The sequence below is a fragment of the Paenibacillus yanchengensis genome (assembly GCF_042684845.1).
Taxonomy (GTDB): domain Bacteria; phylum Bacillota; class Bacilli; order Paenibacillales; family Paenibacillaceae; genus Pristimantibacillus; species Pristimantibacillus yanchengensis.
Genome location: NZ_JBHUMH010000016.1, coordinates 70,739 through 95,429, shown reverse-complemented (window position 1 = coordinate 95,429; position 24,691 = coordinate 70,739). Strand labels below are relative to the sequence as shown.

Genomic DNA, 24,691 nt, shown 5'->3' with positions numbered 1-24,691 from the left:
TTAGCTACGCAATTCGGCAATTCTCTGCAAAACTTTCGCTCGTTTTTCTGCATATTCCGCCATTTTTCTACGTTCTTCTTCTATTACTTTCTCTGGTGCTTTCGCCACAAATCCTTCATTCGCTAGCTTTTTCTCAATTCGTTCAACTTCACCATCTAATGTTTTCTTCTCTTTATCCAAACGTGCAATTTCTTGATCTACATCAATTAATCCTGCAAGAGGGAAGTACAATTCAGCTCCTGTTACTATCGCAGACATCGCTTTTTCTGGAGCCGCTAGCTCTATACCAATTTCCAATTGGCTAGTAGCACAGAATCGTTCAATAAATGGTTTGTTTTGAAGTAATATTTGCAGCGTTTCTTCACTTGCCGCTTTAATTAACAACTCTATTTTTCGACTCATCGGAACATTCATTTCTGCTCGAATATTACGAACCGCTCGGATCGTATCCATCAATAGATTCATTTGTTTAACAGCGTCATCTGCTTCCAACTTTTGCTCATATACGGGCCATTCTGCTAACATAATAGTCTCGCCTTCATGTGGAAGGTGCTGCCAAATCTCTTCACTAATAAACGGCATAAATGGATGAATTAATCGTTGAGTACGATCAAGTACATAGACAAGCACAGATTGTGTTGCTCGTTTCGCAGCTATATCTGATCCATTTAAGTTTAATTTTGCAAATTCGATATACCAATCACAAAGATCATCCCATATGAAATTATACAAAACACGTCCAGTTTCCCCGAATTCATAACTATCGATAAGACGAGTAACATCACGTACTGTTTCATTTAAACGATGTAATATCCAACGATCTGCTGTACCTAGTGGTACGTCAATATTAACATCTTCTATAGTAAATCCTTCTAAATTCATCATAGCAAATCGCGAAGCATTCCAAATTTTGTTAGCAAAGTTACGCGCTTGCTCTACCCGCTCTGTTCGATAACGTAGATCTTGTCCCGGTGTACTTCCTGTCGACAACATAAATCGCATCGCATCCGCACCATACTGATCAATGACCTCAAGCGGATCTACTCCGTTACCAAGAGACTTCGACATTTTTTGCCCTTCACGATCGCGCACTAGTCCATGCATATAAACATCTTTAAATGGCATTTGATCTGTAAATTCTAGAGCAGTAAATATCATACGTGCAACCCAGAAATAAATAATGTCATATCCAGTTACCAACACATCGACAGGATAAAAACGTTTCACATCTTCCGTTTCTTCTGGCCAGCCTAATGTAGAGAACGGCCAAAGTGCAGAACTGAACCACGTATCCAACACATCTACATCCTGATGCAGATGATCTCCCTGCAAATCATCTTGCGATACGTGAATTTCACCGGTATTTTCATCATACCAAGCAGGTATACGATGTCCCCACCATAGCTGCCTAGAAATACACCAGTCCCGAACATTTTCAATCCAGTTCATATATGTTTTTTCAAAGCGATCTGGTAGAAAACGAACACCTTTTCCAGCTTTTTGTGCTTCAATCGCAGCTTCAGCTAATGGTTTCATCGCTACAAACCACTGTGTAGACAAATACGGCTCCACAACAGCTCCAGAACGTTCGCTATGCCCCACTTGATGAACGTGATCTTCTATTTGCGTACACACACCACTTGCCTGCAAATCGGCCACAAGCTGCTTACGACAAACGAAGCGATCCAACCCTTCATATGGTCCAGCATGTTCATTCATAACGCCTGATTCGTCCATTACTGTAATTTGTGGTAGTTGATGTCTTTCACCAACTTCGAAGTCATTCGGATCATGCGCTGGTGTAATTTTAACAGCTCCCGAACCAAACTCTTTCTCCACATACTCATCTGCTATAATAGGAATCTCTCTTCCAATGACAGGAAGAATGATCATTTTTCCAATCAAAGCTTTATATCTTTCATCTTCTGGATGTACTGCAACAGCTGTATCACCAAGCATCGTCTCCGGACGAGTTGTCGCTACAGTTATGTACCCACTACCGTCTGCAAGTGGATATTGCAAATGGTACAAATGACCATTTACTTCTTTATGCTCCACCTCAATATCCGAAAGAGCTGTACGTGCAGCTGGGTCCCAGTTAATAATTTTTTTGCCACGATAAATTAACCCTTTTTTGTATAGCTTTACAAACACTTCACGAACTGCTTTTGATAATCCTTCATCTAAAGTAAACCGTTCACGTGAGTAGTCGAGCGATAATCCCATCTTAGCCCACTGTGAACGAATCGTATTCGCATACATTTCTTTCCAATCCCATACTTGCTCCAAAAAAGCAGCACGACCAAGATCATGTCTTGTTGTTCCTTGTTCACGTAGTTGCTGTTCTACTCTTGTCTGTGTTGCTATACCAGCATGATCTGTGCCTGGTAGCCACAGTGTATCAAAGCCCTGCATTCTTTTTGTTCGAATTAATATATCCTGTAATGTAAAATCAAGCGCATGCCCGATATGCAAGTTTCCTGTCACGTTAGGCGGTGGAATAACAATGGTATATGTTTCAGCATCTGGTCGTTTACCAGCTTCGAAATATTTTCCATCCATCCAATAGTTATACCATTTTTGCTCTGCCGCTTTCGGATCATATGTTTTAGCCATTTCCATATTCGTTTCTGCTTCTGACATTTTTCCATCCTCCAACAATAATTTCAAAAAAAACCTTTCATCCTCGAAAAAGGACGAAAGGTTCTGCTTCCGTGGTACCACCTTTGTTCTGTACGATAACGATTCATTATTATACAGCGCTCACTGCAGATAACGGCTGCTACCGGTCTTACTTTATAACAGAATAAATCATTCGATCTTCTGCCATTTCAGTGAGACAACTCCAGGGCGACCATAAATACAGCTTATACTTGCGGAATCTCACAGCGTAACAATTCCACTCTCTGAAAGATGTCTGTATTCTGCTCCCATTCAACGTTATTACTTTATTAAGCACTCTCATTGTTTTACTATTATATCAAATATCATACCGTTCTTAAACCGCTTAGTCAATGTTTCTTATAAACATCTCATACTACGCCACAAAATAAAAAACTCTCTTTAATCATCTGCAATTAGTAAACTGCAAAAGATGATCAAAGAGAGTCTGTTTACGTTACCCCATTAACTAAGTTGCGTAGCTGGGATGTACAAAAGCTGTCCTTCACTAACATCACTATCATGCAACTGATTATGCTTTTGCAACACACCTGGAGTAATGTTATAGCGAAGCGCAATTGCCTCTAACGTTTCTTCCTTTTGAACAATACACATTCGTATCTTTTTAAAACTTTGCCCTTTTTCTCTTCCGAGAAACATAGACTGCCATTCAACTTCGTCATCTTGACGAGCTTGCTCCGCCAAATGTTCTTGTTCATTACTTGCGTCTAATTCCTGTTGGATAACAGCTTCTCGAAGCGCTTTCTCCCGATCACTAGAACCTAGCAACGAGCGAATGCCGACATTTGTATTTTCCTGTGATTGATCAGCTGATTTCGTATGAAAAGCAACGTGCGGTGTCGTATTCAGGTTGGCTGGAGGAGCAGTCGATGCTACATTAGTAGGTTCATCATCTTCCACCAATTCCTCTTCGCGCTCATCTTCCTCTATTTCTCCGCTTGTTTCTACCCAAGTTTCCATCGTCGCTTCATTGGCGATCTCTGACTCTTCTTCAAATGCTTGCGGCGAACGATCTTCAAAAGCATTTTCATATTCGGGCAAGCTTATCTCTTCTTCTGCAAATTCCATTTCGTCATCATGCTCATATGCTTGTTCGGTATCCTCTTCATGAATCCTCGTCGCCTCAGTCCCTAGTAATGCCCAACCGGAATGAACGGTTTCCGCTTCAGCAGTAGCAAAACCCTGCTCTTCAGCGCGCTCTTCCTCTAGTTGTTCCAACGTATCATCATAATCCGGTTCAACAAATGTAGCATAAGTCGTATATTCCTCTGCTTCCTCTTCCGGTTCATCATTACGTGTTAACACTAACTCCGCATCATCTTCCTGTACTACTTCTACCACTTGGTCATACGGTTCTTCTCGCTGTAATTGCCACTGCTCTTCCAGATTTATTTCGTTGGAATATACTCCTTCAACTGACTGCTCATCCCTCGTTTCACTTGCTATGTAGGACGGAGCTTCAGCTGTCGTTTCTACTTCCACCTCTTCTTGCCACTGGTATTCCGTTTCTTCTGTAGTTTCAGCTTGATCCTCCCACCGCTCCGTGTCTGTTTGCAATTCTAATGGTTGTTCCCCATTATTTTCATGAACTGCTGTAAACACTTCTTCTTGCCACTGTTGCTCTTCCTCTACCGAATCAACTAACAAACCACGCAGTGACAATACCCCTGTTACATTCAACGTTCGAGCAGATAAAATATCTACATCAAAATTATCGATATCAATCGAAATATCATCCAAACGAGACACTCTATGCATTGGCAAAGATATTTCTACAGGTATTCGATGCTCCAGTGCTAATATCCCATCATGCACCTCACTACTTCGGTACACTCCACTAAGTAATAATTGACCGCGTAATATCGCTTGATCCCCTTCATCCATTACTGCAATTCGTGGGATTAATTCAATTTCTTCAAGCTCATCTATCGCCGCCACATCATCCGGCAAATGAACACGTTCATACACGTCAAATCGTAAGCCTCCAGATTTTTCTGACACGCTATATCCTCCCTCCACAGGTTAACAATGACCTGAAAATAGAATCACTACTTCATCTATATGGTGGAAATGAGGTAAGCATGACTATGAAAATAAAAAGAGACTAATTGATTTCATTTTTTTCGAGCCAATCCGGCGGATCAGCTTCAACAATTATTTGATTTCCCAAGACGGGATGCGGAAATATAAGTTTATAAGCATGGAGCGCTTGATGGGATATTCCCTTCATCTGCTTGCCGCCATATAATATATCTCCAAGTAATGGATGTCCAATCGCACTCATATGCACTCGTATTTGATGCGTCCGACCAGTTAATAATTGAAGTGCTACAATGGAGTACGAAGATTTCACCTGCAATACCCGGTATAACGTAATGGATGGATCACCATGAGCCGCAACACGTCGTTTTCCAGCAACGAATCGATCTTTGGCAATCGGTTTATTAATTTCCCCCTCCATCGTAGATAGCTGTCCGTGAACAGCAGCAATATAGTGCCGTTCTATTTGCCCTTCACGCATCGCTTCATCTAGTCGAAGTTGCGCCCAATCATTTTTGGAATAGAGTACCACACCAGTCGTATCACCGTCCAACCGATGAATATGCCGAACAGGAAAAGGATGCTCACTACGCAAGGAATATAAAGCTGCCATTGTATCCAGTGTACGTATTTGTGAGTCCGACGATTTATGTACAGGCATACGTACCGGCTTAGATAAAACGAAACAAAAGTCATCTTCATAGAGCATTTTCGCTTCCATGTCAGTGTCTGGTGGCAATGACCGGGCATCAACAAAATGAACTTCTTCTGTAAACTCACCTTGACTATAAGCAAGCAACAACAAATGTTGCTCCTTCCAACGAATACCACCAATCGAAAAAATTCGTTTAATCCATTTTTCAGGAAACAACTTGGTTTGTATCAGCCAGCGAAACACATCATGTGCATGTGCCCCAAGCTCTGGCGCTTGTCGTCTTATTTCGGGTTCAACTAATAATAAAAGCAGTGGCCAATCAATTACTAGCCACTGCTCACTTCTACTTATGATGTTATTTAGTTGCAACCTAGTCCCTCCCTATTGTTGCAAATAACTAATTGCTTCCTCATGTGCTGCGATCGTTTTGGCAATATCTTCATCTGTGTGCGCAGCAGATACAAACATACCTTCGAACTGTGAAGGTGGTAAACTAATGCCAAGATGTAACATCGACTCAAAGTAATGATTAAAATAGGTCAAATTTGATTGTTTCGCTACATCATAATTGGTCACTCGCTTATCAGTAAAGAATGGGCATACCATCGAACCAACACGATTCACCGTAAATGCTACGTTATATTTCGCTGCGTTCGCTTCAAGTCCAGCTTGTAGCTTTTGCGATTGCAATTCTAGTTGCTCGTAAACCGCAGGTGTTAATAGTTTTAATGTTGTGTAGCCAGCTGCCATAGCAAGTGGATTTCCTGATAACGTTCCCGCTTGATAGACTGGTCCAATAGGAGCAATCATTTCCATAAACTGACGCTTACCACCATACGCCCCAACTGGTAAACCACCACCGATTATTTTACCGAAACATGTAATATCCGGCTCAATATCGTATAACCCTTGCGCACAATTATAAGCTACTCTAAACCCTGTCATCACTTCGTCAAAAATTAACAAACTGCCATATTGTGTTGTCACTTGACGCAAACCTTCTAAAAATCCTGGCTCTGGTGGAACAACTCCCATATTACCAGCGATAGGCTCGACTACGATACAAGCAATTTCTTCGCCGAATTTTTCAAAAGCTAATTTAACAGCAGCTAGATCATTGAAGGCAACTGTTATCGTTTGCGCTGCAACATTTTCTGGTACACCAGGAGAATCCGGCAAACCAAGTGTCGCAACTCCTGAGCCAGCTTTTATTAATAAACTGTCCGAATGGCCATGATAAGATCCTTCGAATTTTAATATTTTTTGTCGTTTCGTATAACCACGCGCAAGCCGAAGAGCACTCATCGTAGCTTCCGTCCCAGAGTTAACCATCCGTACCAAATCAATCGATGGCACTCGTTCAACCACTAGCTCTGCCATTAGCGTTTCTAATTCCGTAGGCGCACCAAAGCTAGTTCCTTTTTCAGCTGTTTTCTTGATTGCTTCCACCACTTCAGGGTGTGCATGACCCATAATGAGTGGTCCCCAAGAACAGACATAATCGATAAAGCTATTACCATCAATATCATATACTTTACTTCCTACACCACGATCCATATACATAGGGGTGAGTCCAACAGATTTAAATGCACGTACCGGGCTGTTTACTCCTCCAGGTATTACTTGTTTAGCTTTGGCAAACGCTTCTGCCGAGCGACTTTCGTTTCGTTTCACTTCTACTTGTTTAAGATTCATTTTTATTATCTCCTCTCAACCAGCGAATAACGTCTTTTGCATGATAAGTAATAATAATATCGGCTCCTGCTCGTTTCATTCCAGTTAACGTTTCTAATACAACTGCCTGCTCATTAATCCATCCGTTCGCCGCTGCTGCCTTCACCATGGAATATTCCGCACTAACATTGTAAGCTACAATCGGCAGCAAATATTGATCACGTAATTGTCGAATGATATCCATATAAGCTAGTGCCGGCTTCACCATCAAAAAGTCTGCACCTTCTTGCACATCACTACTTGCTTCACGTAACGCTTCTCTAGCATTAGCCGGGTCCATCTGATAAGTTTTGCGATCACCAAACTGCGGAGCGGAATGAGCTGCTTCACGAAACGGACCATAATATGCGGAAGCATATTTGACCGCATATGACATGATAGCAATGTGCTTGAAACCAGCCGCATCCAGCCCAGCACGAATTGCAGCGACAAATCCATCCATCATATTCGAGGGAGCAATAATATCTGCACCCGCCTCTGCTTGCGAAACAGCTGTCTTTACTAATAAGTCCAATGATTGATCATTATCGATATAAGCCGCACCATTACTATCTTCCACGATTACTCCGCAATGACCATGATCCGTAAACTGGCAAAGACATGTATCGGCAACAACGATCATTTGAGGAGCCCACTGCTTAATAAGACGTGTTGCTTGTTGTACAATTCCTTCTGAATTGTAAGCAGAGGAACCGATACTATCTTTCGTGTCCGGTACGCCAAATAATAAAACAGCTTTTATTCCTAAAGCAGCACATTCGGCAATCTCCTGCTCTAGTCTATCCAATGAATAATGGTACACTCCTGGCATAGAACTGATTTCATCTTTCACATCGGTACCAGTCGTTACAAAGATCGGATAAATAAAATCATCCGCACTAACTGTATTTTCACGAACTAAACTACGAATAGCGCCCGTATGACGCAATCTACGGTGTCGATTAAAACGCTCTTTCATTTCCTTCGCTCCTTTACATATTCCATAATGTCATACAACAAATGATCCATCGTCGCTTGTGCAGCTTCAATATGTACAACAAGACCATAACTTCTAATGGTTTCACTAGTTAACGGCCCAATACTCGCCAGTACCATCGACTGTAACAATTCGGGTAATGACACTATGCTGAAACGTTGAAGAGCTGCCATAAAATGATGAACAGCGGAAGAACTAGCGAACGTAACGATATCCACTTCATTACAATTCATTTTATCCAAAAATGTCGTAATTTCTGTCGTTTCAGCTATCGTTTCATATACATGTATTTCTGTAGCTGAAATTCCTTTTGCTAGTAATGTACTCGGCAATACAGCACGTGCCAAATTCCCTCTTGCTAATAACACTTTTGCACCTGGTGCAATATATGGATCAAGCAGCTCGAGTAAGCCTTCTGCATCATATCGTTTTGGTAGCCGCTCTACTTGTAATTGATATTTCTCTAGCTGCTCCGCTGTTTTCGGTCCAACAGCAGCTATTTGTGCACGAGCAAACGTATCTAATCCAATTTCATATTCTGCTAGCCACTCCATAAAAAAATGTACACCATTGACGCTCGTAAAAATTAACCAGTCATATGAACTAGCCGATTGCAGCGCTGTTTTTATTTCAGCAATGACATGTTGATCTACTGTTTTCCGCACAGCAATAACTGGTAATGGGAATACTTTAGCACCGAGCGATTCCAATTGTTCTATAAACGTAGATGCTTGTGCTCGCGCTCGTGTAACTACAATTCCTTTGCCTGCTAAAGGACGTTCAACAAAGAGCGACTCGTTCATTGATTCAAATTAACTTCTGCCAGTATACGATCCGCTCCACTCGCAAGCAACTGAGCAGCTATTTCCTCCCCCAACTGCTCGGGGTGACGACCACGCATAACTTCCTTTAATAATACCGAACCATCTGTTGAGCCAACGATAGCCGTTAACTCTATTAGTGGATAATATGTTCCTTGTTCAGACAATTCCGCTACATCAGACGCTTCTTCTTCTACCAAAATAGCTTGCGCACCAATCGGAACTTGACAGCTTCCTTCAATCGCTCCCAAAAAACTGCGTTCAGCACGAACGGTAATTTCTGTTTGCTCATCATTTAATAACTGTAATAGCGCCCTTACTTGCTCATCTGATTCACGGCACTGAATACCAAGCGCCCCTTGCCCTACTGCCGGCACACAAATGTCTTCTGCTATGTAAGCTGATATTTTATCTTCCCAGCCCATTCTCATCAAGCCTGCAGCGGCTAATACGACCGCATCCAAGTCTTCGGTATGTAGCTTTCTTATTCTAGAATCAATATTACCGCGAATAAACTCTATTTGTAGATCAGGACGCACGTACTTCAATTGACAAGACCTACGTAAAGAGCTGGTTCCCACCTTCGCCCCTACAGGCAAATCAGCAAAGGAAGTTATCCCTTCTTTCATTACTAAACAATCCTGTGCAGAAAGACGTTTAGGCGTTGCTCCGTTCATTAAGCCTGTTGGTTGTTCATAAGGCATATCTTTCATACTATGAACTGCTAAATCAATGACACCATCCAGCAATGCTTGCTCGATTTCTTTGACGAATAAACCTTTTCCGCCCACTTTTGATAACGATACATCCAGTATTTTATCGCCTTTGGTGACAATTTTATGTACTTCAAACCGATAGTTCAATCTGTGGTGTATACAAATATCGTTGAGCTGATCGATCACTTGCCCTGTTTGTGTAAGCGCCAGTTGACTTTGTCTTGTTCCAACTTTAATCACTCGCCATGCATTCTGACTCACTTTTTCCCCTCCCAATATAAATCACATTACATTACATCTATAACAAACATCAATGAAATGATGAAAAAGAATCGGTAGCAGCGTTTAACACTAACATCACATAGCCTAACAAAAACAATTTAGATAGCTTCATACCACTAAATTTCGCCACTGCACGCAAATAAATATAACGTACGTACAGTAGTAATCCAATTAATGCCGTTAACACTTTCCAATCCAATATTAGCTGTGGTCTTCCTTCAACAAATAAAGATGTAATGGCGACAGCCAGCGATAACGTGAGTAATGGCACACCTATAATAACGGTTCGTTCAATATATCGATCAATCGTCTCTAAGCTCGGGAATCTTCTCACCATACTTGTCCAACGTTTCGCCTTCAAACGATTATGTAAAAACATATACATCCCTGACAGTAAGGCTCCGATCGTTAAGGAAACAAAGGCCGGAAACACTAAACTAATATGAACAAATAACAATTCTTTCGTCGTTTGCCATAATTCGAAAGGCTGACCTGGTGTTGGTGTACTATAAAAGCTAAGTGCTAACATCGCAAAGCCGATAACATTGGCAAAGAAGACAACAAACTCTATATAAAAAAACCGGTCTATAATAATCGATACTGTAACTAACAACCATGAAAATATAAATAGATTACTAAATGGCGCGCGACTCCACTCACCACTATCGATAATAATGCGCGAAATCAAATACCCGGTTTGTAGCAACCATACAAAAAGAAGCAGCCCTGCGCCTACCCGGTTCGCTCTCCGATTAAAGGATACAAAATCGGAAAAATAAAACAGTAGACTCAGGGCATATACGTAAAGTGTTGCATCATACATCCAAAATGCTGATCCCATATTCCCTCCACCTTACACTGAACTAGCTACATCCTTTGAGCAGCATGCAAATAGGTTGAGATGTAATAGCCAAATTATAATCGGCTCAAAGCTGCCAATGGAACATTGGAAGAAAGCATGTTTTTCCTTGCCACGTGAGCTGACTGTTTAGATTCCAACGGTTGCTCCTTAGTTGCCTGCTGTTCTGTTAACTGTTCCTCCAATGCAAATAACTGAACAAATGTATTAACCGCTTCTTCCGGACGTTTTTTTCCGGAAATTTCTTTTATTTGCATAATCGGATCTTGTAGCATTTGATTAAGCATACTTTTCGTTAATTTCTCAATAACCTTCCACTCATGTTCATCAAGCTGAGGTAGTTTATTCGATAAACTAATCATCGTCTGACTATGAATGTTGCTAGCTTTTTGTTGCAATGCACGAATGATCGGTGTTACACCAAGCGTACGATACCATTGATGAAAAGCTAACATTTCCTGGGTAATCATCGCTTCAATCTTTACCGCTTCTTGCCGACGTTGCTGCAAGTTAGTTTCTACTATACCTTCTAAATCATCTATATCGTACAAAAAGACATTATCTAATTCCGCGATAGTCGGATCAAGGTCACGAGGAACTGCAATATCAATCATAAATAACGGCTTTGATTTACGTTTAGCCATCGCTTGATCAACTTGCTTCGCTGTCACTACATATTTTTCTGCTCCCGTAGAACTAATAATAATATCAGCTTGATGCAGCTTGAGTAGTATTTCATCTAAAGTGAATGCTTGTCCGTCAAATTGGTCTGCTAATTGCTTGGCACGCTCGTATGTCCGATTAACAACAATGACTTGCTTCGCACCATTAGCATATAGATGCTTCGCTGTTAACTCACCCGTTTCGCCAGCTCCAAGTATCATGACCACTTTATTGTTAAAATGTCCAAAAATCCGCTTTCCAAGCTCAACAGCTGCATAACTAACAGATACCGCTGTTTCACCTATCGCTGTTTCTGAATGCGCTCGCTTCGCTAATGTTACTGCTTGCTTGAACAGCATATTAAAAATAGTTCCCGTTGTTTTATGCTGCTGCGCCAGTAAAAATGCATCTCTTATTTGACCAAGTATCTGTGTTTCTCCAATAATCATGGAATCCAGTCCACTTGTTACTTTAAATAAATGTTCGATGGCTCTATCATCTTCATACATATATAAATGATTTGTAAATTGATCTCTCGGAAAATGGAACCATTCTTCCATAAACCCTCTAATATGATGACCGCACAAATCATGCCCATCGACGACCGCATACAGTTCAGTACGATTGCAAGTCGCCACGATAACACATTCTAAAATGCCGTTTGATCGAAAAAATTGTTGCAAAGCACGTGGCAATTCTTGCTCAGAAAAAGCAAACTTCTCTCTTATTTCTACAGGTGCTGTGCGATAATTAAGACCGACTACAATGACGTGCATGAGCGAATGCTGCCTCCCTCTTCTGTTATGATGTCGTTTAAGCTACGAATAGTATATCATAGTTTAAGTTTCACACTTTAGCCAATTATGACTAATAATCGAAAACTTTCTCTTATTATTGCCCAATATCATTAAAGAAATAACCGTGGGATTATCCACGGTTATTCATTGTGTACTGCCTATTATAAAGCAAAATATTCTAAACAAGTTCTCCTTGTTTCACATTCGGTTCTTCTACTTGCATTTCACCCATGCCACGGATTAGCTTTTTCGCATGCGTCGTTTCAGGTTTCAAAACAGACAACATATAATCAATTGCTAATTGCGGGTCTACCGTTTCACCGCAGGTATAACAGTCAAGTGCTGCAAAGCCTTTCTCTGGATACGTATGAATCGAGATATGGCTCTCCGACAACAACACTAATACTGTAGCGCCTTGTGGTTCAAATTGCTGAGCCTGTACTGACAACACTGTTGCCCCACATGCCTCCGCAGCTTCTACCATATGAGATTGCAAAAATTGTGCGCTGTTAAGCAATTCAAAATCTACACCCCAAGCGTCAACAGCAACGTGCCTTCCGAAAGTTGAGTATTCCATCTTCCGGTTCCCCCTTCCTAGGAATAAAATATTTTGAAAATTTCATCCGCTAGGACCTACGTCATTCACTTCTCGAGGGATTAATCTCTCGCAACATTAACTATGTCCTGAGTGAATCCTGGTTCCTAATTTTGTTTGAGTGTCATGTTAAAAGTTATCAACAGCATTAAAAATAACATCTATCGGCAATAAATGCAACTGTTTTTTCAAAACTTTTTATAAATGAAGCAACTGTATGATAATCATACGCAAAAAGAATCGCTTGTGCGATTCTTTTTATGAAAAATGCTTCTTAAAATTAGTAATATATTTCACCTAAATGATGTCACATGTAAACGATCAAAATGATTAAGCTTCAAAAACAAACAACTTATGTTGTAGCGCTGAAAGCCGCTGATCAATATCATGTAATTCTTTCTGCTGCGTCGTTTGGTTGCGTAAATCAAGCAATTCATCAATAGCAGTATAGATCAAACGAATTTCTCGTTCAACCAATCTACTTTCATAGGTCCGTTCTAGATTGTTTAGTATATCTTTATGTTCAAATATTATCCGTTCACTATTACTTGTTTGCTCAACAATTTTCCGAACGAAACCTTCTTTATAATGATAGATCATCGTATAGTGGCTGTAGATTCGATTGACTGTCGCTGTTCCTTTAAAGACCGAAATAGCTTTACGCATTGCATTAGTAAGTTTTGGTTTGACAATTCGACACGTTAATTCACACACATAAGTATGTGCATTACGCTCAAAGGTTAAACGGATTTCCTCCTTGCCAATCGTATCTTGTACGACTAGCTGCTGATTGCCGTTTTCCAACACCATAACGTGCAGTTGTAATTGTTGTCCTTCCATAAAAAGGATAAACTTAGACAGTTCTTCATGACTTAGCTGTAACTTAGCAAATACATATTCTGTGGCTAGCCGTTTAGCCATATAAATCTCCTCAATTCTTGACCTGTTTACAGGTCCAGTATCAACCATGGATCTTCTATACTATATATTATACGTCATTGTTCGGATATTGTCCTGCTAGCTAGAGCTGAAATTTAGCCAAATACGCTAAAAAATCGGAAAATTAACGCACCTACTCTGTAAAGAATACAGTATGCTCTAATTTTACATATAATTAGTTCGTCTTGTGCGATGAAGCTGATATACTCTCATAAATAATCGACCAAAGTTCATCTCGACCTTGACCTGTTTCTGAAGAGAACAATACGACTTTATCTGATGCACCCATCTGTAATGTCGTTCGAATCGCCTTCAAATGCTTATCCCAGCGAGAGCGAGGAATTTTATCTGCCTTCGTCGCTACTACAACCATCGGAATATCATAGTGCTTCAACCATTCATACATTAATTGATCATCTTTTGTAGGATCATGCCGTACGTCTACGACGAGTAGTTGCAATCGCAATACTTCTCGTTCTCGGACGTATGATTCGACCATTTGCCCAAACTGCTCTCTTCTTGCTTTCGACACTTTCGCATAACCGTAACCAGGAAAATCAACCAAATAAATTTCATTATTAACTAAATAATAATTTAACTGTTGTGTTTTTCCTGGCTGTGAACTAGCTCGAGCTAAGTTTTTGCGCAACATCATCTTATTAATCAAAGAAGATTTCCCCACATTACTTCGCCCTGCCAATGCAATTTCTGGTAATCCATCGGTTGGATATTGTTCTGATCTTACTGCACTGATCACAAAACTCGCATCTAATATTTTCATTTTTATGCCTTCTCTCCCAAGCATAGCTTCAAAATTACAGACTATATACGATTGATGATAACACGTATAGCATTAGTTTTCTGGTAGTAATGCATGCTCTAACACTTCATCCATCTGACTAACTACGATAAACTCCAGTTCATCACGTACACTATCTGGTATATCAATTAAATCTCGCTCATTATCTTTTGGCAACAATACTTTCTTAATACCTGCTCGATGTGCTGCTAACGACTTTTCTTTCAATCCGCCAATCGGTAAAACTCGACCACGAAGCGTAATCTCTCCCGTCATCGCTACTTCTTTATTAACATAACGGTTAGTAAGTGCAGATACAAGTGCTGTCGCCATCGTAATACCGGCAGAAGGTCCATCTTTTGGAATAGCACCAGCTGGTATATGAATGTGAATATCATTTTTCTCATGAAATGAAGGATCAATATGAAGCTCTTTCGATCTCGAACGTAAGTAGCTAAATGCTGCCTGTGCCGATTCTTTCATCACATCACCTAATTGACCCGTAAGCGTAAGCTTCCCTGCACCTGGCATAACAGTAACTTCGATAACTAAAGTATCTCCGCCTACTTCTGTCCAAGCAAGCCCAGTAACTGCTCCGATTTGGTGTTCTGCTTCAGCAAGACTATAACGAAACTTCGCTGGTCCCAGCCAATCTTTCATTAATGTTTCCGTCAACTCTATTTCGATAATCTCATCCTGAGATTGAGATTGCACTATTTTCTTTGCTGCTTTACGGCAAACTGCCGCAATTTGCTGTTCTAAATTTCTCACACCAGACTCACGTGTATAATCACGGATAATTTGCATGAGAACAGTTTGAGTAACTTGCAATTGATTCGGCTGCAATCCATGTTCTTCTAGTTGCTTCGGTAATAGAAACCGTTGTCCAATCTCCAGTTTTTCTAATTCCGTATATCCAGGTATATGCAGCACTTCCATGCGATCAAGCAACGGTCGTGGAATTTGATGAATCGCATTAGCAGTCGTCACAAACATTACATGAGATAAATCAAAAGGCACTTCGATATAATGATCGCTGAACGTATGATTTTGCTCTGGATCAAGCACTTCTAATAGAGCCGCTGCCGGATCACCGCGAAAATCCATCGCCATTTTATCAATTTCATCAAGTAAAAAGACCGGATTCGAGCTAGCTGCCGTTTTCATCCCTTGCATAATGCGCCCAGGCATAGCACCTACATATGTCCGTCGATGCCCTCTAATTTCTGCTTCATCCCGCACACCGCCAAGCGAAATTCGCACAAACTTACGATTCAATGATTTAGCTATCGATCGTGCTAACGACGTTTTCCCTACACCGGGTGGACCAACTAAACAAAGGATAGGCCCCTTCATTTTCTTCACTAATTGCTGAACAGCCAAATACTCTAACACACGTTCTTTTGGCTTCTCCAACCCAAAATGGTCTGCATCCAAAATTTCTTCCGATCGATCCAAATCAAGGTCATCTTCTGTTTGTTTACTCCAAGGTAGCGCTAGCAGCCAGTCAATGTAATTACGGATAATACCGCCTTCGGCTGATGCTGCTGGCATCTTTTCTAGTCGATCTAACTCTTTTTCCACTTTCTCAGCAATTTCTTCCGGCATTCCTGATTCGGCTAATTGCGTTCGTAACTGTTCGACTTCGCCTGCTCTACCTTCTTTTTCTCCCAATTCCTTTTGAATAGCTTTCATTTGTTCACGCAAATAATATTCTTTTTGCGTTTTTTCCATTTGCTTCTTTACACGCTGCCCAATTTGACGCTCTAATTCCAAAACTTCTCGTTCATTATGTAATAAGTCAAGCAATTTTTCAAGACGTTCTCTAACATCGATCAATTCTAAAATAGCTTGTTTTTCACTTATTTTTAACGTGAGGTGACTAGTAATGACATCTGCCAAACGTCCGGGCTCATCAATATCCGATACTGCTGCATATGTTTCTGGCGTTACTTTTTTTGATAGAGATACATAATGTTCAAACTGCTTCAACACCGAACGCATCAACGCATCTACTTCAGGATTTTCTGTCATTTGTTCCGGCATCTCTTCAGCCATTACTTCATAAAACTGCTCATTTTTCACAAACTCTGTAATCTTTGCTCTAGCTACACCTTCAATCAATATCCGAATCGTGCCATTAGGTAGTTTTAACATCTGTCTTATTTTCGAAATGGTTCCTACTTTATAAATGTCCGATTGTGCCGGTTCTTCAATGTTCCCCTCTGATTGTGAGCATAACAAAATCAAATGATCTTCCACCATCGCTCGTTCGAGTGCACGTACTGATTTATCCCTTCCAACATCCAAATGCATCACCATACTAGGATAAACCAGTAAGCCTCGTAGCGGCAATAACGGCATTTTTTTACTTATATTAGCTGCCATGTCCAGCACCCCCTCAACATTCGAAATTTCAAATTTCAATGATATTCACTATAATATAGTATACCGTACAACTTAGTATAGTGTATCACTCTGTTGTTTCCGCCTGCAAATAGGACAGTTGTGATCGATGAAATAACTCTTGTGATGCAAATGAAGGTAATTGTTCATTTGCTAAATTAGCAAGCGGGAATGTTTTTACGAACACATCATCCAAACGTTCCGCAGCTATTACTTCAATTCCTGGTATATGTGCAAATATTTCCTGCCAATTTTCTTTTGGAACGATCACGTGAGTAGCTCCAGCCTGTACTGCTGCCTCGACTTTCGCCAGCACCCCACCTACCGGTTTTACATTGCCATGTATGCCTAGTTCCCCTGTCATCGCTAGTTTGTTATCAATAGGAAATCCTTTAATAGCCGACGTTATCGCAATCGCCATCGCAATACCAGCGGATGGACCGTCAATCGGTGTACCTCCTGGGAAATTAATATGCAAATCATAATCCCTCGGGCTTAATCCATATCTGCGCAGTACAGTTAATACATTTTCGATTGAACCTTTGGCCATACTTTTTCTACGTAATGTACGTGACCCGCCACCTAACTCTTCTTCATCTACTACACCAGTAATAATATACGTGCCTCGTCCTGGAGTAACAGCAATGGCACTGACTTCAATTTCCAATAACGTACCCATATTAGGACCATACACAGCAAGTCCATTTACAAAACCGATTTGTGGCTTCGCTGGAATTTTGCGATCAGGACGTGGTGGAATTTGACTACTATTTACGACCCATTCTATATCTTCCGGCAAAAGCTGATTGCGCCCTTCCGTCATAGCAAGTCCAGCTGCTAATTGAATAATATTAACGGTTTCTCGCCCGTTTGTCGCAAACTTAGTAACAACATTAACCGCTTGAGGTGATGCGACAAAATTAATTTTCTTAACGGCATTTTCGGCAATTTGCGCAATCTCATCAGCTAGCAACGGTCGAAAATAAATTTCCATACAACGTGATCGTATAGCTGGTGGTATTTCTTCCGGGGAACGTGTTGTCGCTCCAACTAAACGGAAGTCAGCCGGCAATCCATTTTGAAATATGTCGTGTATATATGCAGGTACTTGGTTGTCCTCTGAATTATAATAAGCACTCTCCAAAAACACTTTGCGATCTTCCAACACTTTTAACATTTTATTCATTTGAATCGGATGCAATTCACCAATCTCATCAATAAATAAAATTCCACCATGCGCTTTCGTGACTGCCCCTGGTTTGGGCTGCGGAATTCCCGCTACTCCCATCGCCCCTGCCCCTTGATATATCGGATCATGGACAGAACCAATTAGTGGGTCAGCAATGCCACGTTCATCAAACCGCGCCGTAGTTGCATCAATTTCGGTAAACTTAGCATCATGTAAAAAAGGAGAGACTGGATTTAATTTCGCTTCTTCTAGTACGACTCTAGCCGCTGCCGTCTTCCCTACACCTGGTGGTCCATAAATAATAACATGCTGTGGATTACTACTGCACAGCGCTGCTTTTAATGCTTTCAATCCATCTTTTTGCCCTACAATATCATCTAACGACTGCGGTCTTGTTTTTTCCGATAACGGTTTAGTTAAAGAAATCGAACGTAACTTACGCATCCGCTCCATCTCTACTTTTGACTCTTTATCAACCGCCGAACGATTCGACTTTTGTGTGCGCAACAAGTTCCAAAAATATAAACCAATAACAACTGCAAAGAAAAACTGAACAACTACTAACACCATTCCAAAATCCATCTATACCGACTCCTTCCAATGGCTCATCACTTTTATCATTTATTTTTCATGTGAGAGCATGACATATGGTAGTCAGTATTGCCTCTTGCCTATCGGAATAATCGTTTATAATGGATTTAAAAAAAAGAAAAATCACCACTAGGATGATTTTTAATAACAATAAGCACTAAGCTGTTGTATGATGTTTTCGCCCTGGTATTTCTCCTGTCGCTTCAAAGACACGAACAATTTCATCAATTTCTTTTTTTAACTCGTTCACAAGTTCCAGCTCTGGTACTTTACGAATCATTTCCCCATAGCGAAACAGCAATCCTTCGCCTCTAGCTCCAGCGATGCCAATATCAGCTTCTCTAGCTTCTCCTGGACCGTTCACAGCGCATCCTAGAACCGATACTTTAATCGGTACTTTGATTTTAGATATATATTCTTCTACTTCATTGGCTATAGCAAATAAATCAATATCTAGTCTGCCGCATGTAGGACAGGAAACTAAAGTTGCTGCATTAGAAATAAGTCCGAATGTTTTTAATAATTCACGTGCAACTTTTATTTCTTCCACCGGATCGGCACTTAATGAAATTCGCAGCGTGCTACCTATACCTAGTGCAAGTAACGCACCAATTCCTGCGGAGCTTTTAATTGTACCAGCATGCAACGTGCCTGATTCTGTAATACCTAAATGTAATGGATATTTAATTTGTTGCGCTGCTTTCGTATAAGCTTCGATCGCCATTGGTACATCAGAAGCTTTGAGCGATACAATAATATTGTGAAAATCTAATTCTTCCAGAATACCAATATGGAATAATGCACTTTCTACCATCGCATCAGCGGTAGGGTAACCGTACTTTTCCAAAAGGTGGTTTTCCAAAGAACCCGCGTTCACTCCAATTCGAATTGGAATGTTCTTTTCTTTACATGCTTGTACTACTTGTTCAATTTTGTCACGACGACCGATATTACCGGGATTTATTCTAACTTTGTCAATACCATTTTCGATAGCTGCAAGCGCGAGACGATAATCAAAATGAATATCAGCTACAAGTGGAATATGAATGCGTTTTTTAATTTCTTTGATCGCTGCTGCCGCTTCTTTGTTGTTTACTGTTACCCGTACAACTTGACAGCCCGCTTCTTCTAGGCGCAAAATTTCGTTGACCGTTGCTTCCACGTCTGCCGTTTTCGTTGTACACATACTTTGAATGATCACTTCATTATTGCCGCCAATCGTTAGATCGCCAACTTTTACAGGTACAGTATTCTGACGCAAGTACATTAGTTTCCCTCTCCCCTTGAACGTCAAAGTCCACCCAGGAAAATATATCTCCAAAACAAATTCCTGGGTGGCATAACTTTAACTTAATATTTTACCACAACTAGGCACTTTCTTCCTTTTTGTCGTCTTTGTCCAACGTTAGTTCTGGTTTTATTTTTTCATGCACCGTTTGCTCTGTAATGACACAATGACTCATTTCATCACGTGATGGAGCTTCGTACATTATTTCTAACATAATGCCTTCAATAATGGCTCGCAAACCACGTGCCCCAGTATTCCGCTTAATTGCTTCTTTCGCAATCGCTTGAAGGGCATCTGCTTCAAATTCGAGCTTCACGTTATCCATTTCTAACAATTTTTCATATTGCTTAATTAGAGCATTTTTCGGCTCTGTAAGTATACGAACTAATGCTGGCTCATCTAACGGCTCTAAAGTAGATATAACTGGCAGACGACCAACGAATTCCGGAATTAAGCCGAATCTCAACAAGTCTTCTGGTAATACCATCGACAAGTACTCGCCCGCTTTTAAATCTCTTTGCGTTTCTGGATTAGAATTAAATCCAATAATTTTTTTACCAACACGACGTTTAATAATTTGCTCCAAGCCATCAAAAGCACCACCACAAATAAATAAAATATTTGTCGTGTCGATTTGAATAAACTCTTGGTGCGGATGTTTCCGACCACCTTGAGGCGGTACAGATGCAACAGTTCCTTCTAAAATTTTAAGCAACGCTTGTTGTACACCTTCACCAGAAACGTCACGAGTGATCGAAGGATTTTCAGACTTACGTGCTACTTTATCAATTTCATCGATGTAAATAATGCCTCGCTCAGCCTTTTCCACATCATAATCTGCTGCTTGAATTAACTTCAGCAAAATATTTTCAACGTCTTCACCAACATAACCTGCTTCAGTTAATGAAGTAGCATCCGCGATAGCAAACGGAACATTGATAATTCTTGCCATCGTTTGAGCTAATAACGTCTTACCCGATCCGGTCGGACCAAGTAACAAAATATTACTCTTTTGCAATTCTACATCATCTATCTTACTGCCCGAATTAATACGTTTGTAATGATTATATACGGCAACGGATAGAGATTTTTTGGCAAAATCTTGACCGATAACATATTGATCTAATATCGAACGGATTTCCATTGGCTTAGGTATTTCTTTGAGATCTAATTCTTCTTCTGTACCTAATTCTTCTTCTACGATTTCTGTACACAGCTCTATACATTCATCGCATATATAAACACCTGGACCAGCAACCAATTTACGTACCTGTTCCTGTGGTTTTCCACAAAACGAGCACTTCAACTGACCTTTTTCGTCGTTGAATTTAAACATGTACTCACTCCTTTACACACTACAATTATATCTCTTATTTTAATTCTGATCCAGTAATTACTTTGTCTATAAGACCGTATGCTAGTGCTTCGTCTGCACTCATAAAATAATCACGATCAGTGTCCCGGTCAATTTTTTCGTATGGTTGACCAGTTCTATCTACATAAATTTGATTCAACTTTTGTTTTGTCTTCAAAATCCAATCTGCATGGATCTTTATGTCTGTTGCTTGCCCACGTACACCACCGAGTGGTTGATGTATCATTACTTCTGCGTTTGGAAGAGCGAATCTTTTCCCTTTTGCACCTGCTGTCAAAAGCAACGATCCCATACTTGCAGCCATACCAAGACAAATCGTCGATACGTCTGGCTTAATAAACTGCATCGTATCAAAAATTCCCATACCTGCTGTTACCGAACCACCAGGTGAATTGATATAAAGATGTATATCTTTTTCAGGATCATCCGCAGTTAAAAACAACAGCTGAGCAATTACAGAGTTTGCAACGTCATCGTCGATGGCGCTCCCGAGAAATATTATCCGATCCTTCAACAAACGAGAATAAATGTCATAGGAACGTTCTCCACGATTCGTTTGTTCGACTACTATCGGCACAAGATTCATGCGACCAACCTCATTTCTTTTCGACTTTGAGTAGCTCCCTTATTGTATCATGCCTTGACAATAATGTCATTTTCCATTAGCTATAATATGCTATGCTACTGGAGTGTTATGTGCATTAAATGATATAGGAGCTACTTTCTAACTAATTATGTATTTATGTACGGTCAAAATAAGGCACGTTATTCACGCGCCCTATATTGAAGTATTGCCAATATTCTATTTTAATATGAGTAGTTATGCAACTATTTTGCTGTTTTCCACTAAAAACGCGATTGTTTTTCTTAATAATACATCTTCGCTAATATTTTCCATGTTGCCATTACGCTCAAATATTTCACGTAACTCTGCAACAGGACGATTGTGAAGTTCAGACAAACGGTTAAGTTCTGTTTCAACTTCTTCGTCAGTCACTTCAAAGCCTTCCGCTTTAGCAATCGCATCTAGCACTAGGTTGTTACGAACTCTTCTTTCTGCATCAGCTCTCATTTGATCGCGAAGCACTTGCTCGCTTTGTCCTGAAAATTGATAGTATAGATCCAAGTTCATTCCTTGCATACGCAAGCGGTTTTCGAAATCTTGCAACATAAAATCAGTTTCGCTATCAACCATAGCTGTAGGAATTTCAACTTCTGCTGCTGCAGTTGCCGCTTCTACAACAGCAACTTCACGCTCTTGCTCTACTTCTTTTTGCTTGTTCTCTTGCATTTTTGCTACAAGATCAGCTTTGTACTCTTCAAACGTGTCAAACTCACTAACGTCTTTTGCAAACTCATCGTCTAGTGCAGGCAATGTTTTGCGTTTCATTTCGTGTAGTTTAACTTTAAATATTGCATCTTTACCAGCAAGCTCTGGTGCATGGTATTCTTCTGGGAACGTTACTGTAACATCTTTCATTTCCCCTAGCTCCATACCAACCACTTGCTCTTCAAAACCTGGAATAAACGAACCTGAACCAAGCTCAAGAGAATAACGCTCGCTATATCCACCTTCAAATTGCTCACCATCTACATAGCCGTCAAAGTCAATTATTGTAGTGTCACCATTTTGTACAGCGCCTTCTTCCACAACGTTTAGCTCTGCATGTCTTTGTTGCAATGACTCTAATTCTTTAGCAATATCTTCTTCCGATACTTCTGCAGAACCTTCTTTTATTTCTAGCCCTTTGTATTCGCCCAGTTTCACTTCAGGCTTCACAGTAACTTTAGCTGTAAATTTAAATGTTTGTCCTTTGGCGATTTGTGTTACATCAATTTCAGGACGATCTACAGGCTGTAGTTCATTTTCTTGAATTGCTTGCGTGTATGCTTCTGGTAACAAAATATCAATAGCATCTTGATACAAGCTCTCTACACCAAAGCGTGATTCAAACAGTGAACGAGGTATTTTCCCCTTACGGAATCCTGGTACGTTCACTTCTTTTACTACTTTTTTAAATGCTTGATCCAGTGCTGTAGCTACTTTCTCAGCATCTACTTCTACTTCAAGTGATACAAGGTTTGTATCAACTTTTTCCCATGTTGCTTTCATTATATACTTTCCCCTCCAACAATCTATATCTTGGCCTATCTACTCGTCATTTAAACCATTCCATTATAATCAAGATAGACAAGCTTTTCAAGGTAATAGTTTACCTTATTCATCATCTTGCAATAATATTGTTACTTGTCGCAACAAACGAGCCGCTTGTTCATAGCCAAATCGCAAAGAATCATCGATATGATACCTCTCTCTTATCTCTGTTTCATTAGCTTCTCCATATACTGTCAGACACAATATTTCATGTAGAGCAGCTGCCAAACATGGTATAGCTAACGGTTCAATGATAAAGCGATTATAATAAGATGTACCATACAAGAACTCGACACATTCACGCCATAATTCTTTGGCGAAATAAGGTAGTGTTACATCTTGAACTTCTACTTGTTCCTGCGTCTGCTGTAAAATGGTTTGTACGGATGGAGGAAACTCCTCAAATTGAAGTGGTGTGTCCATAACAGACAACTGCACCTTTTCATTCATCCGCTCCATCGTAATGACTTGATCATGTTTTCTTCGTTTCAAACATTGCAGTGTTTTAAATTGTAAAACTGGATGCACTTTTTCTTGCTCTAACCATTCTACCAAATGTTGCTCAATATGTGGTACATCCAAATAAGCAGCTCGCTCTAATGCTAGTAATTGTTGTTCTAATACCGGATGGTTTTTAATAATGTATACAATCTGATTAGCAAAGTTTTCATCCACTGGATCAAGCTGCATAGAACGTATTAATTTTTCTCTCAGCTCACCTTCACTATCATCCAATTCCGCACCAAATTGTTCCAAATATTTCGCAGTTTGCTCATCTATCTCTTCGCTACGTGTATGTACTTCAAGTTTATAATTTTCTTCATTACACGGTGAATCAGAGTATGTAGCAGACGGAAATGCCATTTCTAACCAATCCAGTAAATTGTTCCATTCTTCATAATGCGTTTCTTCTAATCCTTTGCATTGTAGCAAAAATCGAATCAATTGCTTCGCCTCAGCATACCGTTCCGTTTCTAACAAACGAGTAAGCTGTAGCTGATATTGATCTAACATATTAGGAAATAAATAAATATTATCTTTTGTTAATGTATTTCTTCCATCTGAAGTTGAAATACTAACACCGCCTTCGGGCTAGTCTCTAGAATAACGTCGTCCGTCAATAAAATTA

At 40.2% G+C, this 24,691-nt stretch carries 19 protein-coding genes and 1 other annotated feature; all 19 genes read right to left on the bottom strand.

Translation table 11 applies throughout. The features are described 5' to 3' along the window. The 19 genes from ACFSTH_RS07565 to ACFSTH_RS07475 all read right to left on the bottom strand — a co-directional run bounded on the left by ACFSTH_RS07565 (nucleotide 1) and on the right by ACFSTH_RS07475 (nucleotide 24,576). Nucleotides 1-2,643 carry a valine--tRNA ligase gene (locus ACFSTH_RS07565; protein WP_377772693.1) on the bottom strand — a complete coding sequence of 881 codons (2,643 nt, stop codon included), beginning with the start codon at nucleotides 2,641-2,643 and terminating at the stop codon, nucleotides 1-3. Nucleotides 2,644-2,689: 46 nt separating this feature from the next. Beyond that, nucleotides 2,690-2,947, bottom strand: a binding site (T-box leader). A gap of 179 nt (nucleotides 2,948-3,126) precedes the next feature. Further along, the gene (locus tag ACFSTH_RS07560) at nucleotides 3,127-4,683 is read right to left on the bottom strand and encodes a LysM peptidoglycan-binding domain-containing protein (RefSeq protein WP_377772695.1); all 1,557 of its coding nucleotides are present in this window, start codon (nucleotides 4,681-4,683) and stop codon (nucleotides 3,127-3,129) included. Between the two features lie 103 nt (nucleotides 4,684-4,786). Then, entirely contained in the window at nucleotides 4,787-5,746 is a 960-nt protein-coding gene (locus tag ACFSTH_RS07555) for an RluA family pseudouridine synthase (RefSeq protein WP_377772697.1), read from the bottom strand. 12 nt (nucleotides 5,747-5,758) lie between these two features. Continuing rightward, nucleotides 5,759-7,072, bottom strand: coding sequence for a glutamate-1-semialdehyde 2,1-aminomutase (hemL, locus tag ACFSTH_RS07550; RefSeq protein WP_377772699.1), 1,314 nt, complete (start codon nucleotides 7,070-7,072; stop codon nucleotides 5,759-5,761). Beyond that, entirely contained in the window at nucleotides 7,062-8,069 is a 1,008-nt protein-coding gene (gene hemB / locus ACFSTH_RS07545) for a porphobilinogen synthase (protein WP_377772701.1), read from the bottom strand. The genes hemL and hemB overlap by 11 nt, the downstream gene beginning before the upstream one ends. Continuing rightward, nucleotides 8,066-8,890, bottom strand: coding sequence for a uroporphyrinogen-III synthase (locus ACFSTH_RS07540; RefSeq protein ID WP_377772703.1), 825 nt, complete (start codon nucleotides 8,888-8,890; stop codon nucleotides 8,066-8,068). Before ACFSTH_RS07540 ends, hemB begins: the two co-directional genes overlap by 4 nt. Further along, nucleotides 8,887-9,885 (bottom strand): hydroxymethylbilane synthase, encoded by a 999-nt coding sequence (gene hemC, locus ACFSTH_RS07535; RefSeq protein ID WP_377772705.1) that lies wholly within the window; start codon nucleotides 9,883-9,885, stop codon nucleotides 8,887-8,889. The genes ACFSTH_RS07540 and hemC overlap by 4 nt, the downstream gene beginning before the upstream one ends. Nucleotides 9,886-9,934: 49 nt before the next feature. Continuing rightward, nucleotides 9,935-10,747, bottom strand: coding sequence for a cytochrome c biogenesis protein CcsA (ccsA, locus tag ACFSTH_RS07530; protein ID WP_377772707.1), 813 nt, complete (start codon nucleotides 10,745-10,747; stop codon nucleotides 9,935-9,937). 74 nt (nucleotides 10,748-10,821) lie between these two features. After that, nucleotides 10,822-12,204: a glutamyl-tRNA reductase gene (hemA, locus tag ACFSTH_RS07525; protein WP_377772709.1), complete on the bottom strand. Its 1,383-nt coding sequence runs from the start codon at nucleotides 12,202-12,204 to the stop codon at nucleotides 10,822-10,824. Nucleotides 12,205-12,403: 199 nt separating this feature from the next. Then, nucleotides 12,404-12,802, bottom strand: coding sequence for an adenosylmethionine decarboxylase (gene speD / locus ACFSTH_RS07520; protein WP_377772711.1), 399 nt, complete (start codon nucleotides 12,800-12,802; stop codon nucleotides 12,404-12,406). 348 nt (nucleotides 12,803-13,150) lie between these two features. Further along, a complete protein-coding gene (locus tag ACFSTH_RS07515) occupies nucleotides 13,151-13,741 on the bottom strand; it encodes a non-ribosomal peptide synthetase module (protein WP_377772713.1) in 591 nt (196 codons plus the stop codon). 193 nt (nucleotides 13,742-13,934) lie between these two features. Beyond that, nucleotides 13,935-14,540, bottom strand: coding sequence for a ribosome biogenesis GTP-binding protein YihA/YsxC (gene yihA / locus ACFSTH_RS07510; protein WP_377772715.1), 606 nt, complete (start codon nucleotides 14,538-14,540; stop codon nucleotides 13,935-13,937). A 72-nt stretch (nucleotides 14,541-14,612) separates the two neighbouring features. Next, nucleotides 14,613-16,946 carry an endopeptidase La gene (lon, locus tag ACFSTH_RS07505; RefSeq protein WP_377772717.1) on the bottom strand — a complete coding sequence of 778 codons (2,334 nt, stop codon included), beginning with the start codon at nucleotides 16,944-16,946 and terminating at the stop codon, nucleotides 14,613-14,615. A gap of 85 nt (nucleotides 16,947-17,031) precedes the next feature. Next, a complete protein-coding gene (lonB, locus tag ACFSTH_RS07500; RefSeq protein ID WP_377772719.1) occupies nucleotides 17,032-18,735 on the bottom strand; it encodes an ATP-dependent protease LonB in 1,704 nt (567 codons plus the stop codon). 166 nt (nucleotides 18,736-18,901) lie between these two features. Beyond that, complete coding sequence (gene ispG / locus ACFSTH_RS07495) at nucleotides 18,902-20,011, bottom strand: flavodoxin-dependent (E)-4-hydroxy-3-methylbut-2-enyl-diphosphate synthase (protein ID WP_377772721.1); 1,110 nt, start codon at nucleotides 20,009-20,011, stop codon at nucleotides 18,902-18,904. Between the two features lie 100 nt (nucleotides 20,012-20,111). After that, complete coding sequence (clpX, locus tag ACFSTH_RS07490) at nucleotides 20,112-21,368, bottom strand: ATP-dependent protease ATP-binding subunit ClpX (RefSeq protein WP_377772723.1); 1,257 nt, start codon at nucleotides 21,366-21,368, stop codon at nucleotides 20,112-20,114. A 34-nt stretch (nucleotides 21,369-21,402) separates the two neighbouring features. Further along, nucleotides 21,403-21,993, bottom strand: coding sequence for an ATP-dependent Clp endopeptidase proteolytic subunit ClpP (gene clpP / locus ACFSTH_RS07485; protein WP_377772725.1), 591 nt, complete (start codon nucleotides 21,991-21,993; stop codon nucleotides 21,403-21,405). 234 nt (nucleotides 21,994-22,227) lie between these two features. Then, nucleotides 22,228-23,520, bottom strand: a complete 1,293-nt coding sequence (gene tig, locus ACFSTH_RS07480) for a trigger factor (RefSeq protein ID WP_377772727.1) — start codon at nucleotides 23,518-23,520, stop codon at nucleotides 22,228-22,230. A gap of 105 nt (nucleotides 23,521-23,625) precedes the next feature. Continuing rightward, nucleotides 23,626-24,576 carry a hypothetical protein gene (locus ACFSTH_RS07475; RefSeq protein ID WP_377772729.1) on the bottom strand — a complete coding sequence of 317 codons (951 nt, stop codon included), beginning with the start codon at nucleotides 24,574-24,576 and terminating at the stop codon, nucleotides 23,626-23,628. Nucleotides 24,577-24,691: the final 115 nt, after the last annotated feature.